This is a genomic window from Psychromonas sp. KJ10-5, from assembly GCF_055808325.1.
On record NZ_CM147864.1, the window covers coordinates 448,752 to 462,100 of the forward strand.

Genomic DNA, 13,349 nt, shown 5'->3' on the forward strand with positions numbered 1-13,349 from the left:
GAGGGTTTGTAATACAAAATATAGAGGAAATATAACCACTGCAAAATAGCAGTGGTTATATTGATAGCAGTAGAGTGCTATTGATGATTGTAAAGAACGATAAATAAAGGCTTATTGTTCTTTGTATTTGATTTCTGAAATACGACTTCTTTCAGATGAAACATACTCAGCTAGCTCAACTGCATCATTAAATACTTCAGCTATAACACGACGGTTCTTTTGTGCGCCAATCTCTGTATTGTTATCGTATAGTGGTGAGCTTTCACCAAATCCAATCGCTTTGACTTGCGCAGGTTTAACACCTAATTTAATTAACTCAGCTCTTATTTTAACTGCTCGATCTGAAGATAGTTGTAGATTATAAGTAGCCGTTGCAAATTTACTAGTGTGGCCTTCGATGACTGCGTATAAGTCTGTTTCTTTTAAGAAAGTAGCGAATTCAGCGATTTCCTTTTTTTCAGCATCATTCATATAAACAGTCGAATCATTTTTAAACTCAACATTTAAATCAGGTACCATAATGCAATCGGGACAATCCTTTCCGCCGTCTTGTGCATAAATATTACCAGCAAGTGCTAAACTAAGAACCGAAGATGTAAATAATATTTTTAATGTTTTCAAAATTAAACTCCTTTTTAAATTTATAAATGAACTATATCACGAACTAGCAATTAAATAGCTAAATAAAAGTTATTTTTGTGATAAAGTGCTTGTCATATTCAACGAAAGGGAAAAGCAATGAAAATTAACTTTAAAATGACAGCTATCGCAGCTTCGGTTCTGCTTACTGCAACAGGGTGTTCAGTATCAGATTCTTCAAATGAGGATTTAGCAAAGAAAGATCAACAAATTGAGAAGCTAAATCAAGAACTTCAAGAGAAAAACAATGCTCTTGCCGCTTTAAACGCAACACCTGGTGCTAGTGACAAAGCGTCTGTTGCGAACTCTCTTATTCCACCCAATGCAGAATTAGGTCACTGTTACGCTAAAGTACTAGTACCTGCACAATATCGTACAGATCCAGTACAGCGTTTAATTAAAGAAGCACAGTCTAAAATTGAAATTACTCCAGCTACTTATAAAGTAGTTGAAAAGAAGGTAACAATTAGACAAGCAAGCTCTAAACTTATTCCTGTTCCAGCCACTTATAAAAGTGTGACTGAAAACATTATGGTTGAACCAGAAAAAATTGAATTAGTACCGGTACCAGCTGTTTATAAAACAGTAACAGAAAGTGTGATGGTTGAACCTGAGAAAACTGAATTGGTTGCAGTCCCTGCGGTTTATAAAACAGTGACGCAAAGTGTTATGGTTCAGCCTGAGAAAACTGAACTTGTTGCAGTGCCTGCTACTTACAAAACAATCAGCGAAAGCATTATGGTTGAGCCTGAGAAAATTGAGCTTGTCACTATACCTGCTACTTACAAAATGCAATCTGAGCAAGTACTTGTTTCTCCAGCACACACAGAATGGAAAAAAGGTCGTGGTGAAATTGAAAAAGTTGACCATGCTACTGGCGAGATTCTATGTTTAGTTGAAGTACCTGCAGTATACAAAACAGTGACAACTAAGGTATTAGATCAAGATGCTTATACAAAAGAAGTGAAGACACCAGCTGTTTACAAAACAGTTAAAACAAGAGCACTGGACAAAGCGCCAAGTTCTAAAGAAGTGAAGACACCTGCTGTATTCGAGACTGTGACTAAACAAGAATTAGTGACTGCAGCAACAACAAAACAAGTGGTAACGCCAGCTATTTACGAAACGGTTACTAAACAAGAGTTAGTGACGCCAGCAACAACTAAAGAAGTTGTTACACCTGCAGTTTATGAATTAGTAACAAGTAATGTTTTAGATACTCCTGCAGCGACTGAAGAAGTGAAAATCCCAGCAATTTGTAAGATGGTTAAAACACGTGAGTTAGATGTACCTGCTAAAGAGACTAAAATCTCTATCCCTGCGGTATACGAAACTTACGATACTAGCGTTAAAACTGCAGAACCTTACTTAAAATGGCAAGAAATTTTATGTGAAACAAATACAACAGAAGATGTTGTTTCTAAATTGCAGCTTGCACTACAAAAGAAAGATTACAGCATCACACAAATTGATGGTGTTTACGGTGCAGAAACTAAAGCCGCAGTTAATGCATACCAAGAAGATCAAAACTTAAATAAAGGTGCGTTAACATTAGAGACACTAGAGAAACTAGGTGTTCAATAATTCTTTAGCTCTTTATTAAGTAATACCTAATAACCCACTTCATTGAAGTGGGTTTTTTTATGCTTTAATGTTAGAAGTGTAGATTGAAATAGAGTAATTATTGTAATGAGGGATAACAAATAGCTTCTATTCGGTGGTGCTATAATCTTTGAATGGTAGTTATCAACTCGAAGAAGAGTTATTTCCTTTTGTTGTATTTACGTCTTCGTGATTTTTTCTTTTCTATTTTATTTTCTGCTTGTAACGCCATCAACTCAGCGACTTCTACTTTTTCTATTGCGGCCATTTCAGGCGTTTCAATACTTAGTGGTCCTAGCGCGCCAGAACGAAGCTCATTCAATAATATTGTCGATACTTTGTAAATGTCGAAGTGTCCACCTGCACGTAAAGCTCCACGACGTTTGGCAATTAGCTCCATTAGTTCATGGTCAGACTGCGGAACGTCATCAAATTCGTAACGTTGTTGCAAACGCGGTAAGTAATGCTCAATAAGGTATTCTGCTGCGTAGTAAGCAATATCTTCATATTCTATTGCTGTATCTTTAATTGCGCCTGTTACCGCTAAGCGATAGCCTGAATTTGCATTTTCAATTTTAGGCCATAAAAAACCTGGTGTATCAGAAAGCATAATACCGCTTGGTAAACGAATACGTTGTTGATTTTTAGTTACTGCTGGCTCATTACCTGTTTTAGCGATAATTCTATCTGCGAGAATATTAATGATAGTCGATTTCCCAACATTTGGGATACCCATGATCATTGCGCGAATCTGTTTATCTTGGCCGAGGCGGTGCGGTAACATTTGCTCACATAGCTTTGTAATTTGATGTACTTGCTCAGGTTTACTGGTTGTAATAGCAATTGCTTTAATATCTTGATCTTGCTCCAAATACTCAATCCATTTCTGAGTGATAGCAGGATCGGCAAGGTCAGCTTTGTTTAATACTTTAATACAAGGTGTTTTTTCACGAATAGCGCCAATTAATGGGTTTTCACTGCTGTAAGGAATGCGAGCATCTACTACTTCAATGATGATATCTACCTGTGGCAATACTTCCTTAATTTGCTTGTGTGCTTTGTGCATGTGCCCTGGAAACCACTGGATATTTGCTTTACTCATGTATGTTGTAGCCTTCTAAAATGTACTGGTTTAAATTGTTTTCTTGAGCATCATGATAGCCATAATTACGTTATAAAAAACGATTAAAACGTAAGATGATTCAACTATTATGAAAAGTTAACAGTAATCAATGAATTTTAACACTTATCAGTTGTTAACGGGAGAAAATACGTAGAATGGTTATATTGGTTACTATCAAGTAAATAGTTAATCAAATTGTTGATCAATATGTTGTCAGCTTATGATCTCAATATTTAACAATTAATTTTGTACTAAAGCTGTTTTCTACTTGTTGACTAGGGTGACTTTGATATACTTGCGAAAATTTAATGGCTACAGTTGTTTTTTTGACTTAAATCATAATAAATAACGTAAAAGTACAGTAGTCATTTCTTTCCAGTTCGTTCATAAAGCATATAAGGTTATACCTTTGAGTTTACAGTATTGTCAGCAAACGGAATTATTGTCTATTATCTGTAGATTTTTTTCGTGTGCGCGAAACTTTTTTATGAAACGAAACGTACTCTCAATATTGGTTATTTTATTTTTGAATACGATGGTACTTTTTCAGGGTGTTATCGAAGGAAAAAATGAAATAGGTAGTTTGATGGCGAAAGTTGCATTTTCTGAAACTTTTTTAGTCAATGCTTTAGGTTATTTCACTAGCCCTCTAATGTCTAACCACTTAATAGTCGGCTTATGTTGGTTAATCTTATACTTCTTTCCTATCCGTCGAACTGCTGTTGTTTTACAAAAAGCTGCTATAATTTTTTGTGAAGCATCACATACCTTTATTGTGACTAATACCCGTGGCTGTCGTGCGCCGCCTCAGGTATAGATTAAATTGTCGCTGCAAATAATGTTTTTTTATTTTTTGTGGTTGTTTTTTATTTAGTCGATTTAGTTACTTTTCTCTTATTGTTTTCATTAATGTTTTCTATCAGAGATGAAAACCCATTTGAGAATAATCTTATACTGTTGTATTTCTTAGTTTAGTTAATACAGCATCTTTTAACTTTAGGTTATAGCAAGACGTTTAATTAATATGTGTCAAAGTAGGTAATAAAAGTGTGTGAAAAATTCAACCTTTTCACTTATTTTTACTAGTCACTTTCATGGATAGTTACACGGATTGGTATTAGTAGGATGGTCCATTGTTAATTCGCAACCTTTGTAATATAGCTTTAGCTAGCATAGTCTTGACTTTGTCAGGCTGTAAAGGCGGAGTACTCGATCCAAAAGGACAGATTGGCTATGATGAGAAAAATCTAATCATCATAGCAACTGTTCTTATGTTGCTCGTTGTTATTCCCGTCATCGTAATGACTTTATATTTTGCATGGAAATATAGAGACACTCAAACTCACGAAATATACGCACCGAAATGGGCTCACTCTACCAAGATTGAAGCTGTCGTTTGGGCTGTGCCTATCATAATTGTTATTATTTTAGGTGTAATTACTTGGGAGTCTACGCATCGTTTAGACCCTTATAAGCCCCTTGAAGGTAAAGGTGAACATATCACTGTTGAAGTGGTGTCACTAAACTGGAAATGGTTATTTATTTATCCTGAGCAAGGCATTGCTACGGTAAATGAATTGGTATTCCCGACTAATGTGCCTGTTGAGTTTAAGATCACTTCTGAAAGCACGATGAATTCTTTCTTCATTCCACAACTAGGTAGCCAAATTTATTCAATGGCTGGTATGCAAACTAAATTGCATTTGATTGCTAATGAACCTGGTACGTTTAAAGGTATTTCTGCGAACTATAGTGGTGCAGGCTTCTCTGGAATGAAATTCAACGCGATTGCAACACCTACCCAAGCTGGTTTTGATGATTGGGTAAGTAATGTTAAAGCACAGGGTAATACGTTAACTAAAGATGCTTATTACCAGTTAGCTGAACCTACTGAAAATCATCCTGTAACATATTACGGTAATGTTGAAGACAACTTATTCCATACAATCATCATGAAATTCATGGTGCATATGTCTGGTAAGTCTGACATTTCTGAAATGAAAGGCATGGATCATAAAATGGATGAACATGCAGATCATTCAGGACACTCAGAGCACTCTGAGCATTCAGCGCATTCATCTCACACCCAAGGCGAGGAATAATCATGTCGTTTTTAGGCAAAATTACTTTAGATGCAATTCCACTACATGATCCCATTCTTGTGGTGACCATGATTGGTATTGCACTAGGGGGCCTTATTTTATTAGGGCTTATCACAAAATATAAAAAATGGGGCGTGCTATGGCACGGCTGGATCACTTCGGTTGATCACAAACGTCTAGGTGTCATGTACATCATTCTTGCATTAATCATGTTATTCCGTGGTTTCAGTGATGCAATTCTGATGCGTTCACAATTAGCACTTGCTACTAATGGTTCTCCTGGTTACTTACCACCAGAACATTACGACCAAATCTTTACGGCACATGGTGTCATTATGATCATCTTTATGGCAATGCCATTCATGGTTGGTCTAATGAACATTATCTTGCCATTACAGATCGGTGCGCGTGATGTAGCATTTCCTTTCTTAAACAACCTAAGTTTCTGGTTAACTGCCAGCGGCGCGATCTTAATGAATATTTCACTTGTATTTGGTGAGTTCGCTAAGACTGGTTGGGTAGCTTATCCTCCGTTATCGGAGTTGACCTTTAGCCCTGGGGTGGGGGTCGATTATTATATTTGGGCCTTACAGATATCGGGACTGGGTACACTGTTAACTTCTGTTAACTTCCTAGTAACGGTATTCAAAATGCGTGCTCCTGGTATGACTCTAATGAAAATGCCTATTTTCACTTGGACTTGTACTTGGGCTAACATTCTAATTGCAGCTTCATTCCCAATCTTAACTGCTGTATTGGCAATGTTAACACTTGACCGTTACATGGATTTCCACTTCTTCACCAACGATCTTGGTGGTAATTCAATGATGTACATCAACCTGTTCTGGGCATGGGGTCATCCTGAAGTATACATTCTAGTTTTACCGGCATTTGGTATATTCTCAGAAATTATTTCTACATTTACGGGTAAACGTCTATTTGGTTACAAATCGATGATTTACGCGAGTGGTGCAATTTCTATTTTAGGCTTCATCGTTTGGTTACATCACTTCTTTACGATGGGATCAAGTGCTAATGTAAATGCCTTCTTTGGTGTAATGACCATGATCATTGCGGTTCCAACTGGTGTGAAACTATTTAACTGGTTATTCACTATTTACCGCGGACGTTTACGTATCACAGTACCAGTATTATGGACACTTGGTTTCATGGTGACCTTTACTATCGGTGGTATGACAGGCGTACTATTAGCAATTCCTGGCGCTGACTATGTATTACATAACAGCTTATTCCTAATTGCTCACTTCCATAACACAATTATCGGTGGTGCAGTATTTGGTTACCTAGCTGGTTTTGCTTTCTGGTTCCCTAAAGCAATGGGCTTCAAGCTTAATGAGAAGTGGGGTAAGGTATCTTTCTGGTGCTGGATCGTTGGTTTCTTCGTTGCATTTATGCCGTTATACGTACTAGGTTTCCTAGGTATGACTCGACGTCTAAATCATACTAATACGCCTGAATGGAACTTCTGGCTATACCTAGCAGCAGTAGGTGCGATCATTATTATGTTCGGTATCATTGCACAAGTGATTCAATTATACGTGAGCTTTAGAGACCGTGAAGCACTTGATGATGAAACAGGTGATCCATGGAACGGTCATACACTTGAGTGGGCGACTGCGTCACCACCACAAGCGTATAACTTTGCTGTTATTCCACACGTTGATGATATTGATGCATGGACAGATATGAAAGAAAAAGGTCAAGCTTACATTACCAAGTCTAGCTACAGCCCGATTCATATGCCTAAGAATACCTCTGCAGGTGTCCTAATGGGTGCAGCATTAACTATCTTCTGTTTTGCAATGGTTTGGCATATCTGGTGGTTAGCAGGTGCAGGTCTAATTGGTGCTATCGCAGTATTTATTAAGCGTTGTTACTGCAACGATGTTGATTACTACGTACAACCTGATGAGATTCTCGAAACTGAGCAAGCATTTAATTTAAGTGGCCGTGAAGGAGTTAAAGCATGAGTACACTTTCAGCAGATTTAGCATCTACTAACGTAGATGCTGTATCAACACATGATGATCATCACGATCATCATGACACGTCAGGTGATACCGTATTTGGTTTTTGGTTATACCTAATGACGGATTGTCTATTATTTGCCTCATTCTTTGCTACTTACGCTGTGTTGTTTATGAACACAGCAGGTGGCGTGTCAGGTAAAGACATTTTTGAACTAGATTTTGTTGCTGTGGAAACAGCAGCATTATTATTGAGTAGTATCACTTTTGGTTTTGCAATGATTGCAGCGCAAGGCCAAAAGAAAGCATTAACATTAGCGTGGTTGTTAGTTACGTTCTGTTTAGGTGCGGTGTTCATCGGTATGGAAATCTATGAATTCCATCACTTGATCGTTAACGGTCATGGCCCGCAACATAGTGCTTTCTTAAGTTCATTCTTTGCATTAGTTGGTTTACACGGTTTACATGTAACAGCTGGTTTGATCTGGATGACAATCATGATGATAGAAGTGGTTCGTCGTGGCTTAGGTAAAGCGACAGTAACACGTTTAAGCTGCCTAAGCTTATTCTGGCACTTCCTAGACATCGTTTGGATTTGCGTATTTACCGTTGTTTACTTAATGGGGGCAATGTAATGAGTCAAGATACACATCATGATGAATCGCACGGTACAGTTAAAAGTTACCTAATTGGCTTCGTACTATCGGTTATTTTAACTGCGATTCCATTTTATATGGTAATGGGTGGTGACTTTTCTAAAGCCACTACGATTTGGTCAATCGTTACATTAGCGATTATTCAAATCTGGGTGCACTTAAAATACTTCTTACACCTAAATTTTGTTACCGAAGATGGTCGTGCAAATACCTTCTCATTCCTATTCAGTGCGCTCATTATTGTCATGGTAGTAGGTTTGTCTGTTTGGATTATTTACGAATCAAACGCAATGATGATGCACTAGTTTAACTAGTGCATTTTCAAGAAAGAGGTTAGAGATGTTTCGTCGTTATCTAAGTGTAACTAAACCTGGCATTATCATGGGTAACTTCATCAGTGGAGCAGGTGGTTTTCTACTTGCTTCTCGTGGTGATGTCGACCTATGGTTAATGTGTGCCACGTTAATTGGTTTATCACTGATCATAGCATCGGGTTGTGCAATCAATAACGTGATTGATAGGGATATAGATGTGGTGATGGCACGTACTCGTAAACGAGTCACTGTCACCGGCGAAATGTCTGCATTCAGTGCGTTATCTCACGGAGTAGTATTAGGGATTATAGGTTTTGGTCTATTAATCGCTTATACCACTCCTGTGGCAGTATTATTTGGTCTATTTGGTTACTTCATCTATGTAGTTGTTTACAGCTTATATATGAAACGTAAATCAGTATATGGCACCTTTGTTGGTAGTCTATCTGGTGCAGTGCCTCCTGTTGTTGGTTACTGTGCAGTAACTGGTCAGTTTGATATGGGAGCGGTGATCTTATTAGTGATGTTTAGTTTGTGGCAAATGCCTCACTCTTACGCCATTGCTATTTTCCGCTTTAAAGACTATCAAGCTGCTAATATTCCAGTATTACCGGTATCGCATGGCATTGATAAAGCGAAGCAGCGTATTGTGATTTATATTGCAATATATGCATTAGTTGTCATGTTACTACCGATTGCTGGTTTTACGGGGTTAGCCTTTATGGCCGTTGCTTGTACGACAAGTTTTTGGTGGTTGATAATGGCCCTACGTGGTTATCGCCGTGATGTTGACATCGTCGGTTGGGCACGTAGAGTATTTGCATTCTCAATTGTTAATATCACCGCATTAAGTATTGCAATGGCATTGGATTACCAAAGTATTGCACCGCAAGTTATTAACTTTTAAGCAAATCACGCTATAAGATATAAAAAGCCTTGGGTGAATACCCAAGGCTTTTTTTTGTCTTCGAAAAGTTTCGTAAGAAGTTGTTAAGCAACGGCTAATTGGTCATCAACGCTGTACTAATAACACTGGTTAACTAAGTTGTTTTACTTGTTAAAGTAACTTATTTTTCGTTGTCGCTTTCGTACATAGAGCAACTATTAAAGAATTAATATTCTTTCGTTAATTCTCCGATAGATTATTAACGCAGTTAATTTTGAAGGCTAAAATTACGCCTTAAACTAAGTCATTTTTACCACGCAAAACTTAAATTATTTAGTTAATATAGTTAGTATCAACTTACTTTTGTATCGTGATAATCAGTGACTATTTATAAATAGGTTTATTGCTTATTTGGTTTTCTGCGGTATTTAAAAAAGGTTTAAATATAACTAAATTTTTTGTTAACAAGTTATTTCTAAAAATGAGAAAAGCTATAGTGTTTATTCGTTTATTCGTTTATTCGTTTATTCGTTGAATAGGGGATAGTTCATGAAAGAAATACTATAGGTGTTGTACATTAAATGCATAACACCTATTAATATTGAAGGGTTATTTAGGTTGGTTTAATAGGGCTTTAATATCCGCGATATTTACAACTTTCTCATCAATTTTCAAGTAGGCAATCGCTTCTGTAAATACAATTGTCGCTTCAATAACACCTGGCATATTAATCAATTGTTCTGCCACTTCACCTGCCTTTTTTTCATTTTTTACATTAATTGCAAAACTAAAGTTTTTAGACTTTTTAAGTGTTCTCATAGTTAATGAAACGACAAACCAAATCGCACTAACAATGGCCATTGCGAGGAAAATCGCTTGCTCACCAAATTCACCTGCAATAACCCCACCTAATACACCACCGGTGAATGCGCCTAGGAATTGACTACTCGAGTAGATACCCATTACGCTGCCTTTCACGCCAGCAGGCGCGATGCGAGACAGCAGAGAAGGCATGGTGGCTTCTAAGTAGTTAAATGCGGTAAAGAACATCACAACCATGATGACTAAACTAGTGAAACTGCTTGGTAAGTACCATAGCAAGAATAAGGATAAGCTCAGGAATAATACTGATGCCGATAACATTTGCTTCTCTTTTTGTTTTTTAATTGCAAATATCATAAATGGGATCATTAAGAAAAAAGAGCCTATCAATGTTGGTAGGTAAAGTTGCCAATGATCTTCTAACATCAACCCACTTGCTACGAACTGTTTTGGCAAGGTGATAAAGCAGGCTGTCATTGCCATATGTAAGGTAAAGACACCAAAGTTGAGTCGAGATAATTGAGGATGTCTTAATAATTTTTTAATCTGGGTTGGTAAGGCAACACTATCGCCACGAGGTGCTTTATTAATAGAGTTTGGAACATAGAATTGAATCAATAACATGGCAAAAATCGTGAGTATTGCAATGAACCAAAAGAGGCCGCTTAACCCAAATGCTTCAGCAGTAATAGGTCCAACAACCATTGCAATGGTAAAGGATAAACCAATGAACATACCAATAGTAGCCATCACTTTTGGACGTTGCTCTTCACGACTTAAATCGGCTGCAAGGGCTAATATTGCGCTTGCAATAGCTCCCATCCCTTGTAATGCTCGCCCAAATACTACGCCATAAATAGTGTCTGACATAGCGGCAACAATACTACCAATTAAAAAGGTAAGCAGACCAATGAGAATAATCGGCTTACGACCGAATTTATCCGATAAAATGCCCATGGGAATTTGTAACATAGCTTGAGTTAACCCATAAGCACCGATCGCAATACCAATCCAGACTGGGCTATAGCCTATTAATTGCTCGCCATAAATTGCAAAGATGGGCAGGATCATAAAGAGACCCAACATGCGAAGACCAAAAACAGCTGCTAATGAAAAAGCCGCTCTTTTTTCGATACTATTTAAACCAGTAGCACTCATAAAATATATAAACTCAATTTGTCGTGAAGCCCTAAGTAGGGTGATAAGTCGCAGGGAAGGAATTAATTATTTTATCACGCGCATCAAGGTAAACAACCTTGTAAGTAATAGGTGAATTAGTACTGCGTGTTAAATCACTTTAAAGCAAAGAGCGAATGAAGGTAGAGTCATGTACAAGAAGCAAAATGATCAACACCAATTTAACTATCAATCTATCGCTAGCGATGGTAGAAAAAGGCTTTTATTAACTAACCTTAGTTCTAGATAAAGATAATTAATAAAGCGTTATGATTTTAAATATAAAGGCGCCGTTATTATCCAGAATTGAGGAGAGAAATTTTTAGTAAGAGGAGGTTATATGCATAAAATTACAGTGCCAGTTTTAACCAATGAGCAATCTTCTATTTCGGTGTTTAAAGACGTTGAGTATTCAGTTGAAGATTATAATGGCTTAATGATCACCGAGAGACAAGATGTACTTAATTTTCGATACCGTATCAGTGAGCCTGAATATTTTAGTTCATGGCATGTTGCTGGTGATCCGACACTGATTATTATTCGTTCTGGTACTTTAAGAATCGCTTTACGCAATGGGGAGTACCGAGACTTTTCTACTGGAGACCTATTTATTGCGCAAGACAGATTAGGGGATGATGAAATATTTGATGATACAAAACATGGTCATACTGCACAATTGATAGGTGATGAATTGTTACAGGCAGTTCATATTAAATTAGCGGCTGCGGTAAAGTAAGTGAACACTTTTACTCTCTGGCTTGTTTTTAAAAGAGTGCTTTAATGTTTAACCGTTAGAACTAACCATCTTAAATGTTGCATTGAGGCACGACCATTGTTGCTATATGAGCAATAGTCAATTTCATTTATCCATATTGTTGTTCACTAGAGATGACTTTACTATAGCCGTACAAACTTATTGAAGTAGCGCTATCCGGCGCTGTTTATTGTTAAAAATTAGGAGTTATTGATGACTTTAGCTGAAAATAAATTGTTTCAAGCTGTCTCTGTGGGTGATGTTGAATTAGCGAATCGTATTGTAATGGCGCCATTAACGCGTACTCGTGCTCCTAATCACCAACCAAATGCACTAATGGCTGAATACTACGCCCAACGTGCAAGTACTGGTTTACTTATTACAGAATGTACTATGGTCAGTGAAGGAACATCTTCATTTGGTGATGATCCTGGCATTTATTCACAACAACAAATCGAAGGCTGGAAGTTAACAACTGAAGCGGTACATAAAGCCGGTGGTCGTATCTTTATGCAAATCTGGCATGCAGGGCGTGCGGCTCATCCATTGCTTAATGGTGGCAAAGAAGCTGTTGCGCCGAGTGCAATTGCTATTGAAGATGAAACACATACACCTGAAGGTAAAAAGCCATACACTGTGCCACGTGAATTGACGGTTGAAGAGATTCAAGCGATTGTTGCTGATTTCCGTCAAGCAGCCGTGAATGCGAAAGAAGCTGGCTTTGATGGTGTAGAAATTCATGCTGCAAACGGCTATTTAATTGATCAGTTCTTACGCGATAGCGCAAATAAACGAACTGACCAATATGGCGGCTCTTTTGAAAATCGTTCACGATTCTTAAGAGAAGTGATTGAAGCGGTTTCTGAAGTAATGGGGAGTGGGCGAGTAGGTGTGCGTTTATCACCTTTAAATAGCTTTAATAGCATGAAAGATAGTGACCCTCTTGCTTGGTTAACTTATCTTGCGACTACACTTAATCAATATCAATTAGCTTACTTACACGTGATGCGAGCAGACTTTTTTGGTTTACAAGAAGCGGATGTTATTCCCGTGGCTAGACAAGCATACCAAGGTCATCTAATGGTTAATATGGGATATGATGCCAAGGAAGCAATTGAGGTAACTAATAATAATCAAGCTGACAGTATTGCGTTTGGCACTAGTATTCTAGCTAATCCAGACTTTGTAGAGCGTATCAAACAAGGAGCTGAATTAAATACTCCTGAGCAACATACTTTTTATACGTCAGGTGCAGAAGGTTATACTGATTACCCATTTATGGCATAA

Annotated in this window: 12 protein-coding genes; 9 read left to right on the top strand and 3 right to left on the bottom strand. The window is 37.6% G+C overall.

The window, feature by feature from the left end; all coding sequences use genetic code 11:
* Window positions 1–111: 111 nt before the first annotated feature.
* The gene (locus tag AC0L3W_RS02200) at window positions 112–621 is read right to left on the bottom strand and encodes an OmpA family protein (RefSeq protein ID WP_290038623.1); all 510 of its coding nucleotides are present in this window, start codon (window positions 619–621) and stop codon (window positions 112–114) included.
* Between the two features lie 117 nt (window positions 622–738).
* On the opposite strand from AC0L3W_RS02200, the gene AC0L3W_RS02205 reads away from it, so the two are divergent.
* The gene (locus AC0L3W_RS02205; protein ID WP_290038622.1) at window positions 739–2,223 is read left to right on the top strand and encodes a peptidoglycan-binding domain-containing protein; all 1,485 of its coding nucleotides are present in this window, start codon (window positions 739–741) and stop codon (window positions 2,221–2,223) included.
* 178 nt (window positions 2,224–2,401) lie between these two features.
* Here AC0L3W_RS02205 and ylqF read toward each other — a convergent pair whose 3' ends face one another.
* A complete protein-coding gene (gene ylqF / locus AC0L3W_RS02210; protein ID WP_409439779.1) occupies window positions 2,402–3,343 on the bottom strand; it encodes a ribosome biogenesis GTPase YlqF in 942 nt (313 codons plus the stop codon).
* Between the two features lie 556 nt (window positions 3,344–3,899).
* On the opposite strand from ylqF, the gene AC0L3W_RS02215 reads away from it, so the two are divergent.
* The 6 genes from AC0L3W_RS02215 to cyoE all read left to right on the top strand — a co-directional run bounded on the left by AC0L3W_RS02215 (window position 3,900) and on the right by cyoE (window position 9,331).
* On the top strand, window positions 3,900–4,181 hold the full coding sequence (locus tag AC0L3W_RS02215) for a hypothetical protein (RefSeq protein ID WP_290038620.1): 282 nt from the start codon (window positions 3,900–3,902) through the stop codon (window positions 4,179–4,181).
* Window positions 4,182–4,497: 316 nt separating this feature from the next.
* Window positions 4,498–5,466 carry a ubiquinol oxidase subunit II gene (cyoA, locus tag AC0L3W_RS02220; RefSeq protein WP_290038619.1) on the top strand — a complete coding sequence of 323 codons (969 nt, stop codon included), beginning with the start codon at window positions 4,498–4,500 and terminating at the stop codon, window positions 5,464–5,466.
* 2 nt (window positions 5,467–5,468) lie between these two features.
* Entirely contained in the window at window positions 5,469–7,457 is a 1,989-nt protein-coding gene (gene cyoB / locus AC0L3W_RS02225; RefSeq protein WP_409439778.1) for a cytochrome o ubiquinol oxidase subunit I, read from the top strand.
* Complete coding sequence (gene cyoC / locus AC0L3W_RS02230) at window positions 7,454–8,089, top strand: cytochrome o ubiquinol oxidase subunit III (protein ID WP_290038615.1); 636 nt, start codon at window positions 7,454–7,456, stop codon at window positions 8,087–8,089. Before cyoB ends, cyoC begins: the two co-directional genes overlap by 4 nt.
* Window positions 8,089–8,415, top strand: a complete 327-nt coding sequence (gene cyoD, locus AC0L3W_RS02235) for a cytochrome o ubiquinol oxidase subunit IV (protein WP_290038614.1) — start codon at window positions 8,089–8,091, stop codon at window positions 8,413–8,415. Before cyoC ends, cyoD begins: the two co-directional genes overlap by 1 nt.
* Window positions 8,416–8,449: 34 nt before the next feature.
* Window positions 8,450–9,331, top strand: coding sequence for a heme o synthase (gene cyoE, locus AC0L3W_RS02240; protein WP_290038612.1), 882 nt, complete (start codon window positions 8,450–8,452; stop codon window positions 9,329–9,331).
* Window positions 9,332–9,919: 588 nt separating this feature from the next.
* Here cyoE and AC0L3W_RS02245 read toward each other — a convergent pair.
* A complete protein-coding gene (locus tag AC0L3W_RS02245; RefSeq protein WP_409439777.1) occupies window positions 9,920–11,290 on the bottom strand; it encodes an MFS transporter in 1,371 nt (456 codons plus the stop codon).
* Window positions 11,291–11,648: 358 nt separating this feature from the next.
* On the opposite strand from AC0L3W_RS02245, the gene AC0L3W_RS02250 reads away from it, so the two are divergent.
* The gene (locus AC0L3W_RS02250; RefSeq protein ID WP_290038609.1) at window positions 11,649–12,044 is read left to right on the top strand and encodes a cupin domain-containing protein; all 396 of its coding nucleotides are present in this window, start codon (window positions 11,649–11,651) and stop codon (window positions 12,042–12,044) included.
* Window positions 12,045–12,275: 231 nt separating this feature from the next.
* Complete coding sequence (locus AC0L3W_RS02255; RefSeq protein ID WP_409439776.1) at window positions 12,276–13,349, top strand: alkene reductase; 1,074 nt, start codon at window positions 12,276–12,278, stop codon at window positions 13,347–13,349.